Here is a 25589-nt window from a genome sequence, read left to right on the forward strand (position 1 = left end):
AGATTCCGAAGCAAGAGTTCACCGCCGCGTTCAAGGAACAGGCGGTGAAGCGGGTCAAGGACGGCAAACGCGTGAGCGCGGTGGCCAAGGAGATGGGTCTGGTCGAGCAGACCCTGCGCCACTGGGTGAAGGCGTTCGATGCCGGCACGCTCAACGGCGCGGGCATCAGGAAGGTCACGCCGGAGGCGATGGATCTGTCGCGTCTGCGCGCGGAGAACGCGCGGCTCAAACGCGAGGTCGAGATCTTACAAAACCGCCCTCGCGGGTTTTCCTGCGCCCGATGGATAGAAACAGGCAGTCGCCTACACTCATGGTCGGCACGGACATTGGCCGCCTGCTTTTTGGAGGCATTGACCCCGTCAAAAAACCTGGCCCAGGGGAAGCTGCGGACCCAATTGTGGTGGCACATTGCGTGACCCCGTTTAGGAAAGTGATCTGATCCGAGTCCCCGTCCGTTGCATGGACAGTCCATCGTCATGCCGATGGAGGCGACCCTGTCTGACCAACGCCGCACCACGAAGCCCGCAAGACTTCCCGTCATCCATGAACGCGCCGCCGGCATCGACATGGGTTCGCGGTTCCATGTTGTCGCGGTGGGGGCTGACCGTTGCGACGAACCCGTCAAAACCTTTCAAGCGTTCACGGGCGACCGCGTCCGGCTAGCGGACTGGCTCCAGTCGCTGGGAATCGAGACGGTCGCGATGGAATCGACGGGCGTTTCTTGGGTGGCGGCGGACGAAATCTTCGAGGATCGTGGCCTGGAGGTCATCGTGGCCAATGCGCGCGAGGCGCGCGCGGTGCCGGGACGCAAGAGTGATGTCAACGATGCCCAGTGGCGGCAACGCCTTCATGCCTGCGGGCTGCTGCGGGCCCGCTTTCGCCCCGGATCAGACATTGCCGCGTTGCGCGCCGATGTGCGGCGACGGGAGCGGCCTATCGATGATGCGGCGGCGCACATCCAGCACCTGCAGAAGGCACTCACCTTGATGAACCTGCAGTTGCAGCCTGTCGTCACTGACGTGACCGGCACGACCGGCATGAAGAGCATCCGCGCCATGGTCGGCGGCGAGCGTGACCCGCAAGGACTGGCGACCCGACGCGACGTTCGTTGCAAAGCGGACACGCAGACCGTCTGCGCCGCCTTGGTGGGCAACGACCAGCCCGAGCCTGTCTTCGCGCTGACCCAAGCCTTGGCCTTGTATGATGTTGACCAGACGCGCGTTGAAACATGTGACGCCCGGATCCAGCAGGTCTTGGCAGGGCTCAACGCCGGGAAGGACATGCCCGACGAGCCGTTGCCCAAGCCCCGCCATCGCACCACTCAACCTAATGCGGTCAACTTTAATGTTCGGGAGGCTTTGGACCAATTGGTCGGCGTCGATTTGACGCAGATCCATGGCGTCGGCTCCTCTCTGGCTCTCCGCCTGATGACCGAATGCGGTACCGACCTGAGTCGCTGGCCCAGCGCCAAGCATTTCACTGCGTGGCTGACGCTGGCGCCGGGGAGCAAAAGCAGCGGGGGCAAGGTCCTGTCGGCCCACACGCGTCAAACGACCAACCGCGTTGCCGCACACCGGCGGCTGGCCGCCGTCACGCTTGGGCGGACGGACACCGCGTTGGGCGCCTTTGACCGAAGGCTGTCGGCGCGGGTTGGTCAGTCCAAGGCGGTGACTGCGACGGCCCGCAAGATCGCGGTGCTGTTCTACAACGCCATGCGCTTCGGCATGGATGACCGCGATCCTGGGGCGGACCAGTACGAACGCCAAGACCGTGACCGCGTCATCAAGCAATGACACCGACGCGCCGCCGCATTCGGTTTCACCCTGCAGGAGGGCCGCCCCGCAAGGTGTTTCTTAGGAAAGCGACGGCGTACCCTTCGGCTTCGCTCAGGACAGGCTTCGCGCGAGAGGCGTTGTGAAGTACGCCTGGATTGATGCGCACCGCCAGGCATTCGCCTTGAGCGAGCTCTGCGAGGTGCTGGCGGTCAGCGTCAGCGGCTACCGCGCCTGGAAGCGTGGCGGCACCGCAGATCGTTAGGGCCTGACGAATGCCCAACGGCTGGCCTTGATTCAGTCCATCCATGCTGAACTCAAGGGAGTCTACGGCAGCCCGCGGATGGTGCATGAACGGCGCGCCCGGGGCTTCTCGGCGAGCAAGGCGCGGGGGGAACGGCTGATGCGCGAGCACGGCATCCGGGGGCGCCACAAGCGCCGCGATAAGGCCACGACCGACTCCAAACACAGCCTGCCGGTGGCCGACAACCGGCTCGCGCGCGACTTCACCCCGAGCGGCCCGAATCAGGTCTGGAGCGCCGACATCACCGACCTGTGGACGGATGAAGGCTGGCTGTACTTGGCCATCGTGCTGGACCTGTTCAACCGCGAGGTCGTGGGCGGGTCGCTGAAGCCGCGCATGACGGCCGACCGCGTGACCGACGCGCTGACCATGGGTGGGTTTCGACGCCAGACGGCCCCCGGGCTGATCCACCATTCCGATCGGGGGAGCCAGTACGCCAGTCATGCCTTCCAGGCCAAGCTGGCGCAGGACGGCATGGTCTGCTCGATGAGCCGCAAGGGGAACTGCTGGGACAACGCCCCGACCGAGAGCTGGTTCAACAGCTTCAAGCACGCGCGCGTCTTTCGGGGAGCGCTTCGCCACCCGGGACGCCATGAAGGCCACAGCCTTTGAGTACATCGAGGTGTTCTACAACCGCAAGCGTCTGCATTCCACCCTCGGGTACACCTCACCGGTTCAGTTTCTGAAAGACTGGATCAGCACTCAGCAGAGAGAAAAACAGGTCGCATGAACACACTCTCTTGGAAGACGAAAAACCGAGGGAACCTCATACTGGCTGCCGCGGTCGGAATGGTGAATCAGGCCCGGCGCCGGCTTGCGTCGGAACCAGGCCATGGTCAGCGCATCCGTGACGATGTCGGCCGTCATGCGCGGTTTCAGCGACCACCCCACCACCTCGCGATTGAATCGATCCAGCACGATGGCCAGATACAGCCAGCCTTCATCGGTCCACAGGTAGGTGATGTCGGCCGTCCACACCTGATTCGGAGCGCCAGGGGTGAAGTCGCGTTTTAGCAGGTTGTCGGCCACCGGCCGCGTCTGTTGGGAGTCGGTCGTAACCTTGTAGCGCCGCTTGTGACGCCCACGAATCCCGTGCGTGCGCATCAATCGTTCCACCCGTTCCTTGCTCGCCGAGAAACCCCGTGCCCGTAGCTCTCGCGCCATGCGCGGGCTGCCGTCGGCGCCCTTGATCTCGGCGTGGATGGATTGCATCAGGACCAGCATCTGGGCATCGGTGAGTCCTTTGCGATCAGGCTTGCCACCGTGTTTCCAGGCCCGGTAGCCGCCGATGCTGACCGCCAGCACCGCACACATCGCGGTCAGATCGAACGTCGGGCGTTGCGCGTCAATCCAGGCAGACTGAACAGCGCATCCCTCGCGAAGCCTGTCCTGAGAGGGTGTAGACAAAAATAATTGAGCTGCTATTTGTATACCAGTCTACAACTGAGCTGGTGTGCGCTGATGTCGAAAGCTGGTCGTCCCCCCAAGATTCACGAGGCGGAGCAAGCGGTATTGCGTCAAATTGTCACGGATCGCCCGACCTCCACGCTGTCAGAGATTGCCCGGGAACTCGCGGCACGGACGGGAATCGAGGCTCATGAAGCAACGATTCGCAAGTCCTTGCGGGAGGCGGGCGTCACGCGCCTCCGGGGCGAGAGTGGTCTCGAGGCGCAAGCGCGCGCAACGCCGCGTCGGTATGGGTATACGGATGCGCATCGTCGCCACGACCCCGACCAAAGCTACCCAAGTTGTCTGACCGATGCGGAGTGGGACTTGGTCGCCGCTCTCTTTGAGATGCCGGGCGGGCGGGGTCAACCGCCCCGCGTGTCGCGCCGGAGCATCCTGGAGGCGTGTTGCTACGTGGTGCGCACGGGGTGCGCGTGGCGGATGCTGCCGCACGATTTCGCGCCTTGGCAGAATGTCTACAAGACGTTTCGCCGTTGGAGTGCGGCTGGGAAGTTTGAGCAGATGCATGATCGACTGCGGGGGCAATGGCGCGAACGCGAGGGGCGTGAGATCGCGCCGACGGCGGCGGTGCTGGATGCGCAATCGACCCGCGGCTCGCCGCAGGGTGGACCGAGCGGCTTTGATGCGGGCAAGCAGGTCAAGGGGCGCAAGCGCAGCCTGGTGGTCGATACCTTGGGGTTCGTGTTGGCGGTGAGCGTGGTCGCGGCCAATCTTCAGGACCGCGATGCCGCCTCGGGCGCCGTCGCTGACGCGGCCGCCAAGTACCCCCAGATCAACACGCTGTTTGTCGATAGCGCCTACGCCGGTCAATTTGCCCAAACCACCGAGCAGACCCACGCGATCCGCGTGGAAGTCGTGCGCCATCCAGCCAACAAAAGCGTTGGCTCCTGGCACGTGGACGGGGCGCCTGACCGAGTGGTGATCGCCAACGCCGACGGCTTCGTTCCGCTGCCGAAGCGCTGGGTTGTCGAGCGCACCCATGCGTGGAATGAGCGTGCCCGTCGATTGATCATGCATCATGACCGTCTGCCAGCGGTCTCCGAAACCTGGGTTTGGCTGGCGGAGGCGCGCATCCTGCTGCGGCGGTTGACCACAACGGTTTGATTTTGTCTACACCCTCTGAGGAAGGAGGGGTATTTGTTTACCAGCGAGGGAAAGCTACAAGAGCGTATCGCAATCGGGACGGATCGCCCAAGGATGTATTCGGTCAAGTCATCCATCCTTGGCGGAAAAAGCTTGGAACCCTAAAAAATAGGTGGACGAGGTGGACGAGGTGGACAACCCCAGCAACCACGCGGCCTAGAGCCTGTCCACCATGGAAGAAAGCAAGGTGGACGAGGTGGACGAGGTGGACAAAGCAAAAATCGTGAAAAATAACCGCCGTCCACCTCGTCCACCTGCCAGATAACGAGGTGGACAGCAATAAACCCGTGTGGTTGCTGGCCGCGTCCACCATGTCCACCTCGTCCACCAGAAAAACCAAGGTTCTGAAAAAAATCCCGAGATCGACAGCGACGAAATCGGCGACAGCAAGAGGGACATCCGGGACAGCAAGCCCGGTCAGCGACCGCCACGGATAACCCTGTCCCGGCTGTCCCGGTTGCTTTTTGCCAACCGGGACAGCCTAAAGACCAGCAACCACGCGGCCGCGTCCCGGCTGTCCCGGCTGTCCCGGCAAAAAACGGAGATACCGAAAAAAATCCCGAGAGCGACAGCGAGAAGGAGACCAAGACCCAGCAACCGCGCAGACAGCCCCCCCGCGCGGTTACCGTCGCTGGAAGAGATGCAGCGCCACCACATCCTCGCCAATCGCCGCGCTACCCCTGCACGACCTCGCCCTGCCCCGTGTTGACGGGTCGCGCTACCTTGGCGCTACACCGTCAACCCGATACCGACCATGAAGCCCACGTCCTTTCGTTTACCTGCCGACGCCCTGGAGCGACTGCGCGCCCTGACCCAATCCGGCGAAAGCATGGCATCCGTCTTTCAGCGGGCGCTGATCGCCCTGGAAGGATCGCCGCCCCCGGTCAGTCTTGACCGCTTGGCGGCGCGTCTGGATGCCCTGGAAGCCCGCTTGCTTGCCTTGGAACGGGAACGCTTGCCGATCATGCCAGAGCGCCCGCCAATGATCGCGGGCGATCGTGACGCCGGCATCCTGTGGCGGTTTCAGTCAGGCGAAACCAAGCGCGCCATCGCCCGCCAGCTTGGCATCGCAGAATCCACTGTCCGCGCGGTACTGAAACGACGCGCGCTTTAACCTCAGTTTCACTCAGGATCACTTGCACATGAACAAGAAAGCACTGCCCGCCATCCTCTCCCGCATCAAAAAACTTGCCGTACCGAAACCATTGCCGATCCTTCTCGAACGGCAAGACGAACTGACCGCGCGTCTCGACGATCTTCAGCGTCGGCATGCCGCCGAATCCGAAGCGTTGCGACAGGCGCAAGCCGATTTGCGAACGGCCCGCGCTGTCGAGATCCAGACGACCGAGACCGCCCGCGCCCGGCGCTGTGGCGCACTTGAAAAGAATGACGACGGCCATCTGACCCCGGACGCCGAAAGCGAATGCGCCCGGCGGGTTGCTGAGGTCCCCGAGCTGCAGGAAGCCCGGCTGTCCCTGCGTCGCGCCCAATCCCGCGTTGACGAAAGCGAGGTCCGGCTGAAGGCGATTGCCGACGAGCACGAGGCCGTTGACCGGGAACGGTACGCGCTCAAGGATGCCTGCGAGGGCGCAACGCTGGACGAACTCATAGCCCTGCAAAACCGCCTCGCCGCGGCGCGTGCCGAGGTGTCCAGTCTCACGGAGCGTCTGGACACGCTGAACGCGGTTCCCGTTGCGGCCTTACCGGATCTGACCGCGACCGACGCGGCGCTGGCTGCGGCGCTGGCCAAGGTGGAACTTGGCGAAGCGGAGCCGGGCATCCTTCCCGCCCTGGAACGGCAACGGGAAACCGCCATCCAGGCGCACGACCTGGCGAAAGCGGAACAGGCCCGCGCCGAGCTGCTGCGTCAAGGGCTGGCTTCCCGCCTGAATGCCGCGACGGCTGAGGCCGAACGCCTGAAAGCCGGGCACAAGCTGGCGCTCGCGTGGCATCTGGAAGCCGAGTTGAACCGCACCGCGAACGCATACCGGGAGACGGCTGAACGCCTGTTCGATCTTCGCGGACGGCTGATCGGCATGGGTCGCGTCCTGCAATATCGCGTGGACCACGATGCAGGGAGACGGCTCGGGATCGAAAGACCCACCTACGATTCCGCGCTCGGTGCCTGTCTGGTTGTGCCAGACGCCAGCTTGCCCGCGCTGGCGGGAATGGATTCCTTGCAGGATAACCGCCGCTTTCGCGAGGCGGCCCATGAGGCGGAACTGAATCGGTTGCGTCAGGCTGGCGTGGAGGTTTGACCGTGGCCCGGCTGCACATCTTCCGGCAGGGATGCCACGTCGCCATGAGCGGGGAAGCCGCCTGCTTTTCAGCGTCAGACCTGGCAGAGTGTGCCCGCGCCTATGATCCGCACCGCTACCCGGCCCCGCTGGTCTTGGGACACCCGGACAGCAACGGCCCGGCGTATGGTCATGTCGTCAAGCTGGACGCGACCGAGGGCGATCTGTTTGCCGAGGTGGAGCCGTCGCCAGCACTGAGGGATCTGGTCCAGGCGGGGCGCTTCAAGTTCCTGTCGGCGTCCTTCTGGCGCCCCCATTCACCCGGCAACCCCGCCCCTGGATCGTTGAGCCTGCGTCACGTTGGGTTCCTTGGCGCGCACCCGCCAGCGGTCAATGGGCTGGCACCGGTCGCCTTTGCCGAGAGCCTGATCGACTTTTCAGGGTGCGACCCCATCGAAACCGCCGCGCGCATCATGGCCGGACTGGACGCGCCCGCCCTGTCGTTTGCCGATGACGAGACCGAAACCGCCGCCCGGCGCATGTTGGGGCAGCGGATCGGCGGATAATCGAGGCCGCTTCAGCGGACCAACGCGTTTCGTTCAGTGCGACGAACGAAAAGCGCATTGAAGCCAACCGTGGGGGCGATCAGGCCCGGAGACGTTCCCCGTTGAACCGCCTTTCTCGACGAAAAACCAGCCATCCGAAAACGCGACAACAGGTTGAATGGAGTTGTAAAATCGACCGACTGACCAACGGTTTAACCAAAGGTGTCGGAATGATGGGAACCCCTGTTTCGCGCGTTAGAGGCGGATCGGAAACGGTCACGATTAACGGGGTCGCGTTACCGGAAGCGCGCGTTCGCGACCACATGCCCGAGACGCTGCGAGAGGTCGCCGATCTGATCGGCGTGGCCGCCGCCGTGCGACTGTCCCAGCGGTTCGGCGGACGCCGCTGCTACATCGGCACCAATCCCGAGGGCAGCGCCCTGGAAGACTGCGTAGGGCCGGACGCCGCCCGCGCCCTGTCCTGGTATTACGGAGCCGGGGAAACCACCTTTCCGCGTGGCGAGTCAGTGGACCGGTACGCGCGCGATCAAGCGATTCTGAAAGACCGCTTGGCGGGAATGTCGTGCGGCGCGCTGGCGGAAAAGTACCGATTGAGCGAACGGCGCCTGTGGGAGATCCTCGCCGCCCACCGCGCCCACGAAACCCCGTGTGGGGTTGTACCCATTCCAGAGAGCGCCACCATACGAGAGGCCACGCCCCGCGCGGCTGGCAGGGCAACCAGCGCCCGCGCGGGGAACGCCAGAGCGGGATTCGATGGGGCACGCTGATCGTCGATCAGTGCGGATTGGCACGGGATCGCGAGATGACTTGAGCGATTAAGCCGAAACGGGGACATCCGGCGGATTGCTGTCTTGTCGCTGGCGCTCACCACCACCTGCTCCGAGGTGCCCCGCCGTCTGGCGCTGGCATCCATCGCCACCTTCACCGCTTGGCGCTCGGAGCGATCCAGGGCGCAAGGATTCGGCACTGGGGGGAGATGGAACCTCCCCGAAAAGACGGTTTTTCTGGTCCAAGGTATCACCCAGGTAGCACCGAAAAAAAAGGCTTGTCGCCGAATGGTGACAAGCCTTTGTTTTGTTTGGTGCCCAGGGGCGGAATCGAACCACCGACACGAGGATTTTCAGTCCTCTGCTCTACCAACTGAGCTACCTAGGCTCACTTAAAATAAGCGCAATCAAATTAAGACGGAAATTAAAACAACATTCCTTGCTTGTGTCAAGCATTAGCCAATCGGGGGTGCGACCAGAAGTGATGCGTCGGCTAAACTGTCGATCCCATTTGACTTGCTTGAGGCTCCAGCCATGCCAACGCTTGCTGAGCGCGATGAGGAGTTGATCCACGCCCTGAACCGTCACCCGCCACTGAAGCAGCGAATTGAGCAGCTCGTGGCGGTGGTGGAAGACGCAGCAGGTGACTTGGCACGCGCCGATGCAGCGGAACGGCGGGTGATCGAGGAAATCCGCCGCCTTGGCCAGGAGCGCCTTCAAGCCTGGGCGCAGCGGCAGGTGGAACAGACCGCGCGGTCGGTGTTGGAGCGCGGTGAGGTGCGTTGCGGGGGTAAAAAAACTGTGCTGGCATAGTACGTTCGGATTGATTGAGGTCGAGGAACCGCTGCTTCGTCAGGGGACGCAGGTGCAGCGACCTTTTTCGGCGCGTGCGCAGGTGACGCATCGGTGTTGCTCACAACCGCTGCAACGGGTGGTGACGGATGTCGGTGCCGATGTCTCGTTTCAGCAAGCCGCTGGCAAATTATTCGAACACTATGCGGTGGCTTTGCCGGTGGAGACGATCCGTCAAATCGTGGAGGGTCATGCGCAGGCGATCTTTGACGCACACGAAACGGAAGAAGATTGGCCAACCGAACCGGGAACCCCATGGCTGGTTGCGGAACTCGATGGCGGGATGGTCCCGATCATGACCCCGGATCCCGCGCAGCCCGACCAGCGCCGCGGGAAGAGCTTGGCGTGGAAAGAAGCCAAATTGTGCCTGGTGCATGCCTTGGGCAGTGCGACGCCTTGTTATGGTGGAACCCTTCAAGGGGGTGTCGAGGAGGTGGGACGCGAACTCTTTAACTGTGCCCGAGAGGCCGGTTTCGGCACCCACACGCGCGTGCACGCCGTGGGCGACGGCGCGCTGTGGATCGCCGATCAAATCGACCAGCAATTCGGTCAGCAAGGCCAGTTTTTGGTCGATTTCGACCATGCCTGTGAGTATTTGGGCGCCGCCGCCAAGACCTGCTCCCCCGACCCAACGGTCTGGCTGGACCGCCAACAACAGCGGCTCAAGACCCATCAACTCGACGCGGTCTTGGCGGAGCTGGCGCACCATCTGGAGCCAGAGACTGTGGCCGATCCCGACGCCCCGGTGCGGGCCGCACAGCGCTACTTCAGCAACCGCCGTGAGCAATTCGACTACCCGGGCGCGCAGGAACACGGATTACCCATTGGCTCCGGCGAGATCGAGAGTGCGCATCGGTACGTGGTTCAACAACGACTGAAGCGTCCCGGTGCTTGGTGGTGCGTCGCACAGGCCGAGGCCATGCTGGCTCTCCGCCTGAACCGGCTCAATGGCCACTGGGAGGGATACTGGCAAGACGTGATCAAGCAAGCCGCATGACAGCGGAGCAGCCCGCATCACTTCTGGTCGCACCCGCCAATCGGGCTGCAATTTTCAGTACGGCCTTGATGACGCGAAAAACCCAGACGAAATATGCGAACCGTGAAGGTTTTTCCGTGCGTCCCGAGTTTGATCGAAGCCTGTCATGGGCCGAGTCGCGTGGGGGACGGACGGGAAAGTCGGGCCTTGGCGCGTGAAGCCGTTCATGGTGAATCCTGAGCCTGTCGAAGGGTCGAACCCTCATCACCTATCAGTTACTCACGGGCATGAAAAGCGGGCAACGGGAGGTCGTTTTGAAGGCACCGCTTCAGACGGCGCAGGCCGCGCGTGAACCACGAGACCAGGCTACGATAGAGTTTCCTGAAGCTCCAATGCGCGGGGTCGTTCTGCGCCTGGACTTTTTTTCGAGTGGCGTCGGATCGTTCAGCCCCTCGTCTCGGCCGGCGCGAACACACCAGTACATGGCCAAGGCCATGATGAGCACCAGTCGCTCCAAACGCTCGGCATGCTGGAGTTGCGAATCCTCCAAGTCGAAGCCCCGGCCCTTGACGTCGGAGAACATCGGTTCGATGGCCCAGCGAGCAGCGTCGTCAAGCACGCTTGCCCGTGTCGGGGCGGCGTCCATGGCAATGATCCACGGCTCGGGGTGGCCATCCTCGTGCAGGATCCCGAGGTTCGTGATCACCCCCTGCGCAAACAGGCGCACACCGGTGAAGTAACGTTCCGTCACCCCGTGTGCCAACGCGCCCGTCGTCGTCTCATCGCCCTGCCCGGTATCCGTTAGCACGTTGCTCTTCAGGCGCAGCCGGTCGCTCCAGCCCCGGGCTTGGAGCCACCCGAACAGGCCCGCCGACGGATAGAACCGGTCCGCCGATAGCAGCACGCGCGCCCCGGACGGCAGCCAGGCCAGGAGCGGCTCCAACACCACCTGCTGGCCCGCGAAGCCGAGATTGGCCGCCCCTTCCTCAGCCCGCCACGCCAGCGGTATCGCGCGATCACCCACCCGCAACGCCACCATCAGCAGCGCCATCCGATCACCCAAATCGGTTTGGTCCAGGCTCAACAACACCGTCTGACCATGGCTGGCCGCCTTCGCCAACTCCGCTCGTGCAAAGGGCTCAATCACCATTCCCGGACCCAACCGCGGATTCTTCAGCAAACGCCTCAGCCATTGCTCGCGCATGTCCTGCCGCTCGGTGTCCAAGGGCAGCAGATTGGCCAACTCCACCGTGTTCGGGGTTTGGCCTTCGATCATCGCCCCGACCGCCAACGCCAGCTTGCTCACCACCGTCTTGCGCAGACGCGGGTGCACCTCGCGCAGCCCGCACGCCACTTCATCAGCCAATCGTTTGACGCTTCCCATGATCCTCAATCACCTCAACATCGACTGAGCGGCAGTTTGCCAGAATGTGATAGGTGATGAGGGGTCGAACCATGAACGGCTTCAGGTACTCCACTGATCATACAATAAACTTCAAACCGAGCATTGCCGCCAACGTCAGCGCGCACTGGTCGCTGTCGCCTGACAAACCTATACTTCGCGTTTGCCCGCAGGGGCTTTTTTTCGTGATCTGGAGTGAAATCGATGGCGCAGAGCGCAATCAAGAAAGTCGTCCTGGCCTATTCCGGCGGACTCGATACCTCGGTCATCCTGAAGTGGCTGCAAGAGGAATACGGTTGCGAGGTGGTGACCTTCACCGCCGATATCGGTCAGGGCGAGGAACTGGAGCCGGCCCGCGCCAAGGCGACGGCGGCGGGCGTCAAGGAGATCTATATCGACGATCTGCGCGAGGAGTTCGTGCGCGATTTCATCTATCCAATGTTCCGCGCCAACGCCATCTATGAGGGCGAGTATCTGCTCGGCACCTCGATCGCCCGCCCGCTGATCGCCAAACGTCTGATCGAGATCGCCGCCGAGACCGGCGCCGACGCCATCTCTCACGGCGCGACCGGCAAGGGCAACGATCAGGTGCGCTTCGAGCTGACATCCTATGCGCTGAACCCGGACATCCGCATCATCGCCCCTTGGCGCGAATGGGATCTGCTCTCGCGCGAAAAGCTGATGGACTATGCCGCCAGCCGCGGTATCCCGGTCGAGATGAAACGCGACGGCGCCAAGTCACCCTACTCGATGGACGCCAACCTGCTGCATATTTCCTACGAAGGCTATGATCTGGAAGACCCCTGGGTCGAGCCGGGCGCGGCGATGTGGCGCTGGACGGTCGCACCGGAACAGGCGCCCGACCAACCCGCCACCATCGAGCTGACCTTCGAACGGGGCGATATCACGGCCATCGACGGCAAGACGCTGAGTCCCGCCGGGATGCTGGCCGAACTCAACCGCATCGGCGGCGCGCATGGCATCGGCCGCGCCGACATCGTCGAGAACCGCTATGTCGGCATGAAATCGCGCGGCTGCTACGAGACGCCCGGCGGCACCATCATGCTCAAGGCCCATCGCGCCATCGAGTCGCTGACCCTCGACCGCGAGGCCGCGCATCTGAAGGACGATCTGATGCCGCGCTATGCAAGTCTGGTCTACAACGGCTACTGGTTCGCGCCCGAGCGCCTGATGCTCCAGGCCGCCATCGATCAGACCCAGTCGGTCGTCAACGGCGTGGTGCGATTGAAGCTCTACAAGGGCAACGTGATGGTGGTCGGGCGCAAGTCCGAGACCGACAGTCTGTTCGATGCCTCCATCGCGACCTTCGAGGAGGATGCGGGGGCTTACGATCAGAAGGACGCGACCGGGTTTATTCGCCTGAATGCGCTGCGGCTGCGGGTGGCTGGGCGCAAGCGCGGCTAAACCGCGCCCAACAATGCTCATTTTGAGGTAAGGAGCCCGCTTGCGGGCGACTTGCGGGCCTGCGGGTTGGCTTCCGGGCGACGGGTTTTGGCAGACCCAAAGGCGACTGGCAGGTCTTGTCGCCCGCAAGCGGGTTCCTACGATGGCCGATGGATGCGATTTCTGTGTGAATTTTTATGGAAATCAAATTATTGGCGGTGCATTTCGATCTCGCTCAACCGTCATGCTCCCGCCTCCAGTGCCTCGCCCAGCGTCCGCACCGCCACGATCTCCAACCCTTCCACGCCCTCCTTGGGCGCGTTGCCCTTGGGCACGATGGCGCGTCGGATGCCGTGCTTGACCGCCTCGCGCAGACGATCCGGGCCATTCGGCACGGGGCGGATTTCGCCCGACAGCCCGACCTCGCCGAACGCCGCCAGGTCCAGCGGCAGCGGGCGGTCGCGGTAACTTGACAGCACCGCCATGATGACCGGTAGGTCGGCGGCGGTCTCGGCGATGCGCACGCCGCCCACCACGTTGACATAGACATCCTGATTGAACAGCCCTACCCCGCCGTGACGGTGCAGCACAGCGAGCAACATCGACAGACGGTTCTGATCCAGCCCCAGCGCGACCCGGCGCGGATTGGCCAGCGGGCTTTCGTCGACCAGCGCCTGAACCTCGACCAGCAACGGGCGAGTGCCCTCGCGAGTCACCATCACCAGACTGCCGGAGACGGGCTGATCGTGGCGCGAGAGAAAGATGGCCGAGGGGTTCTTGACCTCGCGCAGTCCGTGATCGCCCATGGCGAAGACGCCCAATTCGTTGACGGCGCCGAAGCGGTTCTTGATCGAGCGCACGATGCGGAAGGGGCCGCCATGCTCGCCCTCGAAATAGAGCACGGTGTCGACCATGTGCTCCAGCACGCGCGGACCGGCGAGCGAGCCGTCCTTGGTGACGTGGCCGACGAGAAAGACCACCGTGTCCTGCTGCTTGGCGAAGCGCACCAGTTGCGCCGCCGCGTCACGCACCTGGGAGACCGAGCCCGGCGCCGACTGCAGGGTTTCGGTAAAGAGGGTCTGGATCGAATCCACCACCATGATGCGCGGACGCTCCGCGGCGGCATGCTCCAGGATACGTTCCACGCAGGTCTCGGCGAGCAGCCGGATACCGTCGCCGGCCAGACCGAGACGGCGCGCGCGCAGACCGATCTGCTGGGGCGATTCCTCGCCGCTGACATAGAGCACCGGCAGCGCGGTCGCGAGCGCGGCGCTGGCTTGCAGCAGCAGGGTCGATTTACCGATGCCGGGATCGCCGCCGATCAGAACCACCGAGCCGAACACCAGACCGCCGCCAAGCACCCGATCCAACTCGCCGATGCCGCTCTGGATACGCGAACGCTCCTCGGGGCTGACATCCGCCAGCGTCTCGATGCGGGCCGCGTCCGCCGCGCCGGTATAGCCGCCGCGCACCACGGGTTTGCGGAGTTCAGCCACTTCGGCCAGGCTGTTCCAGGCCCCGCAGTCGGAGCACTGGCCAGACCATTTGGGATGACGCGCGCCACAGGCGTTGCAGACATAGGCGGTGCGGGGCTTGCTAACGGCCATCGGAGATTCCGCGGGCGCGCGGGGCAAATTCCTCCTCGATGAGCCATTTCAGGTTGCTCATCGTCCGGTTCCCGGTGTTCTGGACGGCCTTTCGCACACTGTTTGCAAAGAGGCGCAGGGTGGGCGCGATCTCAAGCTCCAGAGCGAAGAAAACCCGAGTACAGGTCTCGACAGGCTCGAACCGGTAGTCGATCCGATAGGTGTCGGTGATCCCATCCAGGGTCAGTTGGCGACTTGGCTCGAAGACCGTCACGCAAAACTGGCTGTCGCTCCATCGACCATGGTCGAAGCGCACCTGCCGACCGATCCAGTCAACTTGAAAGGGGCCATCGGTTACCGCCTCCAGGGCGCGCACCTCGGGCGACCAGCGTGGATAGTTCAGGACGAAATCCTCGGCCACGAACCTGAATACCTCCTCCCTCGGGCACTCGATCAGCGCCTCCGATTCCGTCTTGATCATGCGTCGTTCACTCCCCAAGCAATGTTCGTTTCGCGGCGTTGATCTGGGCGGCCAGATAGTCGGAGCCGCCACGATCCGGATGCAGACGTTGCATCAACCGACGGTGCGCGGCGCGAATGGCCTCGGCGTTCGCGTTCGCGTCGACCCCCAGGATCGAGCGGGCCTCGGCGTCGCTCAACCGGCCACTGCTCGGCGGCGCCTTCCCGACCCCGGACTGGCCCTCGACCCGGTCGCGCCAGTCGTCGCCATGCTCGCGGTCCAGATAGGACTCCAGCACGGCGGCGGATTGCGCGTCGCTGTCGCGATACAGTTCCAGCATTCGCAGCAGATCGTCGAGGTCGAGTTCACCCAGTTGACGACCCTTGAAGGGGCCGTCGAGCACGCTGCCATCGAGCGCTCCGGTGGCATGATCCAGACGCATCGACAGATAGCGGGTGCGAATCGCCGATGCCTGTTGACCGGCGTGCGCGGCCCCGGCGAGTCCGCCGAGACCCAGCGCGCGGATGAGTTGCTGGAGCGCCGGCGCCAGACGCAACAGATGCGCGACGCGCAGGACGACCGGAATCAAGGCGCCCAGGGCGGCGAACAGCGGATTCAGACGTCCGGTCAGCACTGCCAGCAGCACCAGCCCGATGACGCCCCAGAGCGCGACCTTGCGCAGAACCCGGCTGACCTGTTCCGGCGGCGTCACGCGAAACCAGTGGAGAAACCAGAGCACGGCAAGGACGATGCCGATCAGAATCAGTAAACGGCCCATGCGGTTCTCAATCTCCTTTACGAGCAATTTGATGAGTCAGCTTCAGGATCGCGCCGCCTCGCGTTTTTCCGTAGCGTTCGAGCGCCTTGCGCCCGCCGGCGGCATAAACGGCCACCGCGCTCAGCAGACCGCGCAGCAGGTGCGGGCTGTTGGCGTCGAACGGACACCAAGCACCGCCGCTCAAGCGGGCGATGTCGCGCAGACAGGGTTCCGCCGTCGGATCGCGCCCCTCCTGGAAGACGAAGACCGGCACCCCGAGCAACCCGAGTTGTCCGGCCAGATCGGCCAGCCGCTCCCGGTTCTCTTCCATGCAATCGCCGACGAACACCAGTGCGTTCACCTTACCCTTCGTGGCCTCGTCGATGGCGTGTTCGAGCACCCGCGCGATCTGAGTCAGCCCGGCCGCGCAGAAAACCCGGTTCATGCGTTTCAGCAGGGCATCGGAATCCCGGTACCAGTCGGATGACTCGAACTCCTGGAAACCGCGATAGAAACAGAGCTGAATCTCCAGTCCGCCGAGATCCCGGGTCTCCAGGAACATATTCGACTGGATGTGCGTCGCCTGATCCCAGGTCGGCTCGCGGCTGGCCGTGGCGTCGAGCGCGAAGATCAGACGCCCGCGCGCACCGCCCGGAGCGGCGCGCGGCGTGGCGGCGACCTGGCGAAGAAAGTCGCTCACCGCGCCAGCCGTGGCTGGAGTGTCCAGGTCTTTTCGTCGCTCGCTCATGGCCTGTCGCTCATATGCTGCGTTGGGGACGCTCTTCGTCGCTCACGTCAGCGTGTCGGCGACGGTCTATGGAAGATAGGCAATGTCCACCGCTGGAGGTTTCCCGCTGACGCCCGAGTTGGCTTTGCTCGCGCGAATCGTCGTTGGCTGGGTCGGTTGGCCGCGCATAAACGTCTCCGTCAATTCATGAATTCGCCCGATGGCTGAGACATGGCTTGTTCCCCGTCCGCTGGTCGAGCGACGGAGACAAACCGGCCTGGAGCGCCGCTCGTGGAAGGGTTCGCTAAAAATAACGATTTTCGTAGTATGAGCTGACATCGACCCATTTTTATGATTACTATCTCGATACCTCAGAGTCGTTAATGGCCTTTTCCCATGAACTTCAACCGCCGCAGCGACCTCCGCGTACCAGTACGTTGCGAGGTCAAACTACAGCCGCTCGCCGACACATCGCTGATCCAGGAAGGCCAGGTACAGGATATTAGCGCGGGCGGCATGCAAATTCTTGCAGACCGGCCATATCCCGTGCATTCGCAAGTTTTACTGGACTTCGAGTGCAAGGAACTCGGATGGGGACACCTGACCTCGTTTCTGGCGTCGGTGATGTGGATCGATCCGCATCCCACCAATGGTCACTGCCGACTGGGTGTCAAATTTAGCGATTCCAGCGAATTGTAGAATGGATGGCTCGATGCCTCCGGCGGCATGTTTGTTCGCGATTCGACAGCCGCTCGGGAGCGGCCGCGTTCGCCGGTGAACGCCATGCGGTGTCGATCGACGTCGGATCAGGTGTTCGATAAGGATACTTCGACATAACACGGATCGCTTGGGACCGCCGCCAGACCGACATCGCCCGGCAGGCGGCAATGTTCTTCCAGCACGCCGATCTTACTGTATTGATCGCTCAGGTACAGGATCCTGCCCAGCGGAGAGAACGACTCCTCGACGCAGCGCTCCGCCTGCTCGCCGATCGCCAGAACCACGCTCTCCGGAAATCCCCAGTCTTCCACGATTCGATGAGAAAAGCGGGACGCCAGATCGAGGAAGACCCGATAAAACTCCTCGGAACGGGGAATACCCTCCTGTTTCGTGTTCAGCAACTGATCCATCAGGTGCAATCCCACAATCATGCCAACCTTAGAGACCAGACCGGCAAGATAGGCGGCAAACGCATCCGCCTGATTGCGATTGGCAAGACAACGACAGACGATCGCGCACTTCTCCGACTGACTCCAGATACGCGCGCCCGCAAGCCTGGTCAGCGGCCCTGACCGCAGATTCAGGATCGGGTAGAACACCACCCTGGAGATCAACTGACGCAGCCCGTCTTGACCGATCAGCACTACCGCCTGCTCGATATTGGCGATTTTCTGACTTCTTCGATAATACGGGCTATTCGCCAGCCGAATCACTTCGCCGACCAGCGCCGGGTCTCTTGAAATTTGCCGGGCCAACTGCGCGCCTGTCATCTTTTCGTCTTTCAGATCGCGCATGAGCTGTGGAATCACCGTTGGCAATCTCGGCACCAGGTGCGTGCTGGAGGTTTTCCCCGTGACCATCTGGTCCAGGGTGTCGAGCGCGCGCGCCTCGGATCCGCTCAACGGCTGCTCGACGAAGGCATCGAGATCGACCAGCCATTGATGGAAGCAGCGGTCGACATCGCTCGCCTCCCACGGACGTTCGGCGGGGCGTTCGCCGTCTTCTGGCGCAACCGGCTCGACCTCGGCCTCGACGGCCTCGGTCGGCGCGAGCGGTTGGCCTGTTTTGTCGCCAATCAGACGTCTGACCAATTTTTTATAGAATTCGTAGAGTTTTATCATGCGTTTGCCCATGTCTTCCGTGGGAATGACGCCCGTTGAGCCTTCGGTTTGGCCGTCGATTCGTCTTCGAGATGCTGCGTCAAGGCGATTTCCGGGAAATCTCACACCCAGATGGCAGCCGTTCGTGGGCGACATTGCAGCCGTTCGTGGTGAGCTTGTCGAACCATGAACGGCTGCAATGTCGGCCTCGGAGCGCGATGTCCCGTTCATCCCATTCGACCCTTCGGCACCGCTCAGGGCTCAGGAAAAACAGAACATCGGCCAAGTCTTTCCCGGAAATCGCCCAAATCGCGTCGTCTCGGACGTGCCCGCACAGTCGATCATTCTAAACGACACACGTCATGCCAAATGCGGTTTCGTCGAATCCTAGCCGGGCTGAAACCCCAGTCCGGCATCGCGGCACAATCGGAAGAACGCACACGGAAAGAATGACGGCTTGACACGCACTCGCTTCCATCTCAAATGGCGCCTGTTCAAGATGGGCTGGCGCGGGCAACGGGCGTGCCGACCGATCAGCGCGAAGTGCGCGGTAATGCGCTTGATCGAAATGGCCGTTCGGCTACACTTCGGCTGTGTTGTCAGCCTTGCCCCTGAAACCAGCAATGGATTCCATGAGCGCGGCTCGCCCGTCCGCCGAACAGGAACGAACCATGAAGACTCTCGCCCATGCCACGCTTGGCCTGATTTTGCTGATGTCCTTCGCGGTGACGCATGCCGCCACGCTTGGCGATTATCCTGGGCAAACAGACCCCTGCCTGGCGAGTCAGCAGGCCAGTTTTGCCGCGGGTTTTGTCGCGGGACAGCAGGATGGCTATAACCTGGGCGTCAGCCACGGTTTCGGCGCGGGCACCTCGCAGCAGCTCGCCCAGTGCGTCGCGGATCCGCAAAGCTGCGGCGTCACCCTCGCCTCCTGCATCCCCGATCCGGTCTATGGCGAAACCGAACCCAACGACAACATGATCGCCGCCGACCCACTGTCACTGGGCGCGCATTTCTGGGGCCAGAATTCATCCGCTAACGACCAGGATTGGTTTTATACCGAAACCACCGCGGCCAACCAGAATCTGCTGCTGACCTTCAAGGTGCCGGGCGGGAATCTTGGCGGTTGGCAAATCACCATCCGCGATGCCGCCGGCAGTGTCTTCGCCACCTTCGATACCGCCATCCCCGGCGAAGTGCCCGCGACCGCCGACGACGAGGCCACTACCTATCGCGTGACCCTGGGCCTGATCGGTACCTATTACGTCATGGTTCAGCCCACGCCTGGCACCGAGAATTTCGCGCCCTACTCCATCGCGGTCGCGCTGCAGGATAGCGGCCTCGACGGTACGCAGCCCATCATTGGCTTCGTCGACGCGGAGATCGAACCGAACGATCTTCCCAGCAAGGCGAATCCATTGGCGCCGAGCGTCAGCATGTATGGCTTGATTAACTTGATGTTCAACGGCGTCGTGCCGGAAGGCAGCGATTTCGTTTGGGGGCAAGGCGAGGATGACTGGTATGTCTTCAATTCGCCGGGCAATGAAATGGTGACCCTGACCTTCTGCGCCAAGGAAGTCTGCGGCCCCGGAAGCTGGTTCGTGGAGGTCTACGATCAAGCCACCGCAACTCAATTGGAGAGTGGCGTACCGCGCGAAGAACTCTTGCCGCTGCTCGCCCTCAACACGGATACCGGCGACGAGGGACCGGCCAGTTACCGGTTTGGACTGAGAAATCCTGGGCTATATTTCATGCGGGTCGACCACAAGCGGTTGTTCTCGGCGCCCTGTGTCGGTTACCAGACAGATACCAACAACGACGGCGCGCCCGGTCCCGACCCGCAGGCTTGCGGCTGCGACGGCGGCGACTACTCCTGCGACAACGACATCCTGAATCCAGGACAGCCGATCGTCACGATAACGAATCAATACCCGAGTTGCCCCGGATCGTCCGGAAGCGGCACGCAGACCTGTCTCGTCTCCTGTGACTGTACCCAAACGGATGCAGCCGGGGCTCCCATCGGCTGCATCACCTCAGGTTCCGACCCGATCCAATGTCAATGTCCGTTCAATTTAGCCGAATGCGAAATTACCATCCCCAACCCCGGGGCACCGGTCCCCGTCGAGACCACTCAATATCCACTTTGTCCCGACGGCAGCGGCGGCGGTGCCGAGGCCACATGTTCCATCGGCTGCGTCTGCACGGCCTTTGGCGGCGTCGTCGAGATTCCTGCGGGCGCCATCACCTCGCAGTACAACTTCACTTGGTTCAGCACCCAACTGCCGCCGAACACCATCGACACAGATGCCTATCAGGACTTCCTGAACCGGTCCAACCCCTACAAGTGAGATTGCGTCAAGTCTCCCGGGAGCGCCGACAGCCTGTTGGCGCAACCGCTCACCCCGCAACGGAACACTGCCATGTCAGGTAAGCCGTTCGTGGTGAGGCACTCGAACCATGAACGGCTTACCTGACATGGCAGTGCCGCGACGGACGGAAAATTAGGCTTTCCCCAAAGTCGCTCGTCATGCAAATGAATAATCCACAGCTCGCGTATTTTGAAAAAGAAGATATTTTGCATTTAAGACTATCCGATGAACAGGAAGTCAACAGCGTCGAGATTAGCCAAAATATCACCGCTGAGAGGGTGTAGACAAAAATAATTGAGCTGCTATTTGTATACCAGTCTACAACTGAGCTGGTGTGCGCTGATGTCGAAAGCTGGTCGTCCCCCCAAGATTCACGAGGCGGAGCAAGCGGTATTGCGTCAAATTGTCACGGATCGCCCGACCTCCACGCTGTCAGAGATTGCCCGGGAACTCGCGGCACGGACGGGAATCGAGGCTCATGAAGCAACGATTCGCAAGTCCTTGCGGGAGGCGGGCGTCACGCGCCTCCGGGGCGAGAGTGGTCTCGAGGCGCAAGCGCGCGCAACGCCGCGTCGGTATGGGTATACGGATGCGCATCGTCGCCACGACCCCGACCAAAGCTACCCAAGTTGTCTGACCGATGCGGAGTGGGACTTGGTCGCCGCTCTCTTTGAGATGCCGGGCGGGCGGGGTCAACCGCCCCGCGTGTCGCGCCGGAGCATCCTGGAGGCGTGTTGCTACGTGGTGCGCACGGGGTGCGCGTGGCGGATGCTGCCGCACGATTTCGCGCCTTGGCAGAATGTCTACAAGACGTTTCGCCGTTGGAGTGCGGCTGGGAAGTTTGAGCAGATGCATGATCGACTGCGGGGGCAATGGCGCGAACGCGAGGGGCGTGAGATCGCGCCGACGGCGGCGGTGCTGGATGCGCAATCGACCCGCGGCTCGCCGCAGGGTGGACCGAGCGGCTTTGATGCGGGCAAGCAGGTCAAGGGGCGCAAGCGCAGCCTGGTGGTCGATACCTTGGGGTTCGTGTTGGCGGTGAGCGTGGTCGCGGCCAATCTTCAGGACCGCGATGCCGCCTCGGGCGCCGTCGCTGACGCGGCCGCCAAGTACCCCCAGATCAACACGCTGTTTGTCGATAGCGCCTACGCCGGTCAATTTGCCCAAACCACCGAGCAGACCCACGCGATCCGCGTGGAAGTCGTGCGCCATCCAGCCAACAAAAGCGTTGGCTCCTGGCACGTGGACGGGGCGCCTGACCGAGTGGTGATCGCCAACGCCGACGGCTTCGTTCCGCTGCCGAAGCGCTGGGTTGTCGAGCGCACCCATGCGTGGAATGAGCGTGCCCGTCGATTGATCATGCATCATGACCGTCTGCCAGCGGTCTCCGAAACCTGGGTTTGGCTGGCGGAGGCGCGCATCCTGCTGCGGCGGTTGACCACAACGGTTTGATTTTGTCTACACCCTCTGAACGCAACGCAAACAATGACCTCATCGGGGCGAGTCTTTTTTTACGAGACTCAATACTGGAATCGGTGCAAGCAAGGTTGTTGCAACTTGCAAAGCAAGCCGCCTAGGGCTGCGCTCAGAGCAATGCTAAAATTCGCCGAACAAACCTCTCGCCTCACCGCACATTCTGCTTAAAAGGCGTATTCGCCGACGCCTTCGTCTCGATGCGTGAGCCGCGTGACGCCGAGCATGCCTTGGCGAATGGCGCCGATACGTCGCCAATTTGGAACAGCACACCTTTCGCTCTCGGCACGGCCAAATCCGACGCCACATTGGCGCCCCCAGCGGCGCTCACAGCGCGGCGCGCCCCACTCCACTTACAACGCTTCATCGTCAATATGACCCAACTCACCGCGATCACCTCAACCGCCTTCGCCGACCGCAACTGGCAGCGCTATGCCAACTACGCCTTTGCGTCGCGCATGAACCTCATCCCCGCCCTGGCGACGGAACTGGCGAAGCTGGTGCCGGCGCTGCCGATGGGGTTCATCCCGCGCGCGGAGCGCTTTCAACTGGCGGCGCTCACCTCGCTCCAGCCGGACAGCAATCTGTTCGTCGCGCCCGACGGGCGCTGGCTCGCGGGCTATGTGCCGGCCGCGCTGCGCGGTTATCCCTTCGCGCTGGCGCGTCCCGAGGGCGCTCCCGAGTCGGTGCTCTGCATCGACGAGGCGAGCGGTCTGATCGTCGCGGCGGGCGCGGGCGAACCCTTCTTCGACGCGGATGGACAGCCCGCGAAGACCGTCAAGGAGGTGCTGAACTTCCTGGCGCGGGTCGAGCATGACCGCGCGGTCACCCAGACAATGGTCGACGCGCTCCAGGCGGCGAGCCTGATTCAGCCCTGGCCGATCACGGTCAATCGGGATGGGGCCGCCGTGCCGGTCGAAGGCATCCACCGGGTCGACGAAGCCGCGCTAAACGCACTCGACGACGCTGCCTGGCTCGCCCTGCGCCGCTCCGGCGCGCTGGCGCTCGTCTACGCGCAACTCTTTTCCATGAACCAGCTCGCCCTGTTCGAGCAGGCCGGCGCCGCCCAGGCGCGGATGCGCCCGCCGCCGCAGCAACCGCGCGCGCCCAGCCTACAGGATCTGGGACTTTCGTTTGGCGAGGAAGATTCGTTGCGTTTCGATTGGTAACGACGGATCGCCTGTCTGGCGCCGTATCGGGCTCTTGGCTCATAATGCCGCCTGTTGCTAATTTCTGCTCCGTCGCTCGGCGAGAGACTCCGTCAGACAAAGGGGTGTTTTGCCGCGAGCCGGGCAACGGGATGACTGTTCATGGCGAACCCCGCGACCGGACCGCACCGACCGATCCGACCATTCGATTTTCTTGGCTCCGCCTGGCGTCAGCGCACGCTCTTGAGCGATCTGGTGCGACGCGACATCATGGGGCGCTACCGTGGCTCGGCCATGGGACTGCTCTGGTCGCTGATCACCCCGATGTTGATGCTGGCCATCTACACCTTTGTCTTCAGCGTGGTGTTCAAGGCGCGCTGGGGCGGGACGGACGACAGTCGCGTATTTTTCGCGATCAACCTGTTCGCGGGCATGATCGTGCATGGTCTGTTGGCCGAGTGCCTGAATCGGGCACCCGTGCTGGTGCTACAGAACGTCAACTATGTCAAGCGCGTGGTGTTCCCGCTGGAACTGCTGTGCTGGGTGAGTCTGGGCTCGGCCCTGTTTCATGCACTGATTGGACTTGTGGTGTTAATGGCGTTCTTTCTGCTTTCCAACGGCTATGTGCCGCTGACCGCCCCGCTGGTGGTGCTGGTCTGGCTACCGCTGCTGCTGCTGACCCTGGGGTTGTCCTGGTTGCTCGCCTCGCTCGGGGTTTTTCTGCGCGATATCTCCCAAATCATGGGTTCGGTCACCACCATCCTGCTGTTCCTGAGTCCGGTCTTCTATCCGGCCACTGCCTTGCCCGAGTCGTTTCGCGCGCTCCTCTATCTCAATCCGCTGACCTTTTTCATCGAGCAGACGCGCTTCGTCATGATTGCCGGAACGCCGCCGAACTGGTGGCAACTGGCGTTCGCCCTAGGGCTTTCGCTGCTGGTCGCGATGCTTGGTTTCGCTTGGTTCGAGAAGTCGCGCCGGGGGTTCGCCGATGTCCTCTGAACTGGCGATCCGGGTCGATCGTCTGAGCAAGTGCTACCAAATCTACGACCGTCCGCAGGATCGGCTCAAGCAGTCGCTGTGGCGCGGGCGGCGGCAATTCTTCCATGAATTCTGGGCGATGCACGACGTGTCCTTCCAGGTTGCGCGTGGCGAGACAGTGGGGATCATCGGACGCAACGGGTCGGGCAAGTCCACGCTCCTGCAGATGATTTGCGCAACCCTGACGCCAACCGCAGGCGAGATTGCGATCACTGGGCGTGTCGCCGCCCTGCTGGAACTGGGCGCCGGCTTCAATCCCGAATTCACGGGCCGCGAGAACGCGCGCATGAATGCCGCGCTGCTGGGCCTGACCCCGGCCGAAATCGATGCGCGCATCCCCTCGATCCTGGCCTTCGCGGACATCGGCGAATTCGTCGATCAGCCGGTCAAGACCTATTCCAGCGGGATGTTCGTGCGTCTGGCCTTCGCCGTGATCGCCCATGTGGATGCGGACATCCTCATCGTGGACGAGGCGCTGGCGGTCGGCGACGGGTTCTTCACCCAGAAATGCATGCGCTTCCTGAGACAGTTTCGGGAGACCGGCACCCTGCTGTTCGTCAGTCACGATACCAGCGCGGTGCTCAATCTCTGCGACCGGGCGATCTGGCTGGAGCGCGGCGCGCTGCGCCTGGAAGGCCCGGCCAAGGCCGTCTGCGAGGCCTATCTCGCCGACATTTCCGATCAGCAGCGGCGGGAACTCGGGGTCAGCAGCATCACGGCACCAACCCCCGAGCCAAACGTGGCGGAACCGCCCCGCCTGCCGGTCGTGGATCAGCGGCTGGCCACTCTCGATCAGAGCCGCTTTCGCAACGATATCGAGATTTTCAGCTTCCAGCCGGATGCCGCGTCGCATGGGTCGGGCGGGGCGCGGGTGCTGGACGTGGAGTTGCAGGACGCGCGGGGCGCCCCGCTCTCCTGGGCGGTGGGCGGCCACGCCGTGCAGTTGGCGATCCAGGTCGAGGCACTGATCGACATGGCGCGCGTGATCGTCGGCTTCTTCGTCAAGGATCGCCTGGGCCAACTGCTGTTCGGCGACAATACCTTCCTGACCCGAACGGAGAACCCGCTGGCGGTTGGCGCCGGGGAGCGTTTCGAGGCACGCTTCGGCTTCAATCTGCCGATTCTGCCCCCAGGCGAATATTCGGTCGATATCGGGGTGGCCGAGGGCACTCAGGCGGAGCATGTCCATCATTGCTGGGCACACGACGCACTCTTGTTTCGCGCCCATACGAGCAGCGTGACGACGGGGTTGGTCGGTATCCCGATGACCTCGATCGCGCTTGAGCGGATTGGCCGGGATCGTCCGTCAGCGTCTTAGGCG

20 protein-coding genes, 1 tRNA gene and 3 pseudogenes (1 of these 24 only partly in view) are annotated in these 25589 nt (G+C 62.9%); 16 read left to right on the forward strand and 8 right to left on the reverse strand.

Going from position 1 to position 25589, the window contains the following annotated elements:
* The 3 genes and pseudogenes from THIVI_RS25790 to THIVI_RS12885 all read left to right on the forward strand — a co-directional run.
* Positions 1-245, forward strand: a pseudogene (locus tag THIVI_RS25790) (transposase) (its annotated part extends 7 nt beyond the left edge of the window); the annotation flags it as partial.
* Between the two features lie 231 nt (positions 246-476).
* A complete protein-coding gene (locus tag THIVI_RS12880) occupies positions 477-1793 on the forward strand; it encodes an IS110 family RNA-guided transposase (RefSeq protein WP_014777798.1) in 1317 nt (438 codons plus the stop codon).
* 103 nt (positions 1794-1896) lie between these two features.
* Positions 1897-2806: pseudogene (locus THIVI_RS12885) on the forward strand (IS3 family transposase); the annotation flags it as partial.
* 38 nt (positions 2807-2844) lie between these two features.
* Here THIVI_RS12885 and THIVI_RS12890 read toward each other — a convergent pair.
* A pseudogene (locus THIVI_RS12890) lies at positions 2845-3465 on the reverse strand (IS3 family transposase); the annotation flags it as partial.
* A gap of 72 nt (positions 3466-3537) precedes the next feature.
* Between THIVI_RS12890 and THIVI_RS12895 the strand changes: the two are divergent.
* From THIVI_RS12895 to THIVI_RS12925, 5 genes are all read left to right on the forward strand, one after another.
* On the forward strand, positions 3538-4647 hold the full coding sequence (locus THIVI_RS12895) for an IS5 family transposase (RefSeq protein ID WP_041447215.1): 1110 nt from the start codon (positions 3538-3540) through the stop codon (positions 4645-4647).
* A gap of 793 nt (positions 4648-5440) precedes the next feature.
* Positions 5441-5800 (forward strand): helix-turn-helix domain-containing protein, encoded by a 360-nt coding sequence (locus tag THIVI_RS12910; RefSeq protein WP_014779015.1) that lies wholly within the window; start codon positions 5441-5443, stop codon positions 5798-5800.
* A gap of 28 nt (positions 5801-5828) precedes the next feature.
* The gene (locus THIVI_RS12915; RefSeq protein ID WP_014779016.1) at positions 5829-6944 is read left to right on the forward strand and encodes a coiled-coil domain-containing protein; all 1116 of its coding nucleotides are present in this window, start codon (positions 5829-5831) and stop codon (positions 6942-6944) included.
* A gap of 44 nt (positions 6945-6988) precedes the next feature.
* Positions 6989-7489 carry a hypothetical protein gene (locus THIVI_RS12920; RefSeq protein WP_157174445.1) on the forward strand — a complete coding sequence of 167 codons (501 nt, stop codon included), beginning with the start codon at positions 6989-6991 and terminating at the stop codon, positions 7487-7489.
* A gap of 302 nt (positions 7490-7791) precedes the next feature.
* Positions 7792-8256, forward strand: coding sequence for a Mor transcription activator family protein (locus THIVI_RS12925; RefSeq protein ID WP_245537267.1), 465 nt, complete (start codon positions 7792-7794; stop codon positions 8254-8256).
* A gap of 312 nt (positions 8257-8568) precedes the next feature.
* Here the strand turns inward: THIVI_RS12925 and THIVI_RS12930 are convergent.
* Positions 8569-8644, reverse strand: a tRNA-Phe gene (locus THIVI_RS12930).
* A 146-nt stretch (positions 8645-8790) separates the two neighbouring features.
* Here THIVI_RS12930 and THIVI_RS12940 point away from each other — a divergent pair.
* Positions 8791-10105, forward strand: a protein-coding gene (locus THIVI_RS12940) for an ISKra4-like element ISTvi1 family transposase (RefSeq protein ID WP_076611785.1) whose coding sequence is annotated in 2 segments (ribosomal slippage) — positions 8791-9048 and positions 9050-10105 — 1314 coding nt in all. Because the reading frame shifts where the segments join, the coding sequence is not laid out codon by codon here.
* 307 nt (positions 10106-10412) lie between these two features.
* On the opposite strand, the gene THIVI_RS12945 is transcribed toward THIVI_RS12940, so the two are convergent.
* On the reverse strand, positions 10413-11468 hold the full coding sequence (locus THIVI_RS12945; RefSeq protein ID WP_014777014.1) for a transposase: 1056 nt from the start codon (positions 11466-11468) through the stop codon (positions 10413-10415).
* Positions 11469-11690: 222 nt separating this feature from the next.
* On the opposite strand from THIVI_RS12945, the gene THIVI_RS12950 reads away from it, so the two are divergent.
* A complete protein-coding gene (locus THIVI_RS12950; RefSeq protein ID WP_014779021.1) occupies positions 11691-12911 on the forward strand; it encodes an argininosuccinate synthase in 1221 nt (406 codons plus the stop codon).
* A gap of 221 nt (positions 12912-13132) precedes the next feature.
* On the opposite strand, the gene radA is transcribed toward THIVI_RS12950, so the two are convergent.
* The 4 genes from radA to THIVI_RS12970 are packed head-to-tail and all read right to left on the reverse strand — an operon-like array spanning position 13133 to position 16441.
* Positions 13133-14497, reverse strand: coding sequence for a DNA repair protein RadA (gene radA, locus THIVI_RS12955; protein WP_014779022.1), 1365 nt, complete (start codon positions 14495-14497; stop codon positions 13133-13135).
* Entirely contained in the window at positions 14487-14957 is a 471-nt protein-coding gene (locus tag THIVI_RS12960; protein WP_014779023.1) for an SRPBCC family protein, read from the reverse strand. The genes radA and THIVI_RS12960 overlap by 11 nt, the downstream gene beginning before the upstream one ends.
* Before the next feature lie 7 nt (positions 14958-14964).
* Positions 14965-15714, reverse strand: a complete 750-nt coding sequence (locus THIVI_RS12965) for a J domain-containing protein (RefSeq protein ID WP_014779024.1) — start codon at positions 15712-15714, stop codon at positions 14965-14967.
* 7 nt (positions 15715-15721) lie between these two features.
* Positions 15722-16441: a vWA domain-containing protein gene (locus THIVI_RS12970; protein WP_014779025.1), complete on the reverse strand. Its 720-nt coding sequence runs from the start codon at positions 16439-16441 to the stop codon at positions 15722-15724.
* 375 nt (positions 16442-16816) lie between these two features.
* Between THIVI_RS12970 and THIVI_RS12975 the strand changes: the two genes are divergently transcribed.
* On the forward strand, positions 16817-17119 hold the full coding sequence (locus THIVI_RS12975; protein ID WP_014779026.1) for a PilZ domain-containing protein: 303 nt from the start codon (positions 16817-16819) through the stop codon (positions 17117-17119).
* Between the two features lie 107 nt (positions 17120-17226).
* Here the strand turns inward: THIVI_RS12975 and THIVI_RS12980 are convergent, their stop codons facing one another.
* The gene (locus THIVI_RS12980; protein WP_245537268.1) at positions 17227-18471 is read right to left on the reverse strand and encodes an HDOD domain-containing protein; all 1245 of its coding nucleotides are present in this window, start codon (positions 18469-18471) and stop codon (positions 17227-17229) included.
* Between the two features lie 440 nt (positions 18472-18911).
* Between THIVI_RS12980 and THIVI_RS12990 the strand changes: the two genes are divergently transcribed.
* The 5 genes from THIVI_RS12990 (at position 18912) to THIVI_RS13010 (ending at position 25586) form a co-directional block, all read left to right on the forward strand.
* Positions 18912-20588, forward strand: a complete 1677-nt coding sequence (locus tag THIVI_RS12990; RefSeq protein WP_014779028.1) for a hypothetical protein — start codon at positions 18912-18914, stop codon at positions 20586-20588.
* Positions 20589-20951: 363 nt separating this feature from the next.
* Positions 20952-22061: an IS5 family transposase gene (locus THIVI_RS12995; RefSeq protein ID WP_041447215.1), complete on the forward strand. Its 1110-nt coding sequence runs from the start codon at positions 20952-20954 to the stop codon at positions 22059-22061.
* 395 nt (positions 22062-22456) lie between these two features.
* The gene (locus tag THIVI_RS13000; RefSeq protein ID WP_041447581.1) at positions 22457-23251 is read left to right on the forward strand and encodes a SapC family protein; all 795 of its coding nucleotides are present in this window, start codon (positions 22457-22459) and stop codon (positions 23249-23251) included.
* 141 nt (positions 23252-23392) lie between these two features.
* On the forward strand, positions 23393-24229 hold the full coding sequence (locus THIVI_RS13005) for an ABC transporter permease (protein ID WP_014779030.1): 837 nt from the start codon (positions 23393-23395) through the stop codon (positions 24227-24229).
* A complete protein-coding gene (locus THIVI_RS13010; RefSeq protein ID WP_014779031.1) occupies positions 24219-25586 on the forward strand; it encodes an ABC transporter ATP-binding protein in 1368 nt (455 codons plus the stop codon). Before THIVI_RS13005 ends, THIVI_RS13010 begins: the two co-directional genes overlap by 11 nt.
* Positions 25587-25589 lie beyond the last annotated feature (3 nt).

The organism is Thiocystis violascens DSM 198 (genome assembly GCF_000227745.2).
Classification (GTDB): Bacteria; Pseudomonadota; Gammaproteobacteria; order Chromatiales; family Chromatiaceae; genus Chromatium; species Chromatium violascens.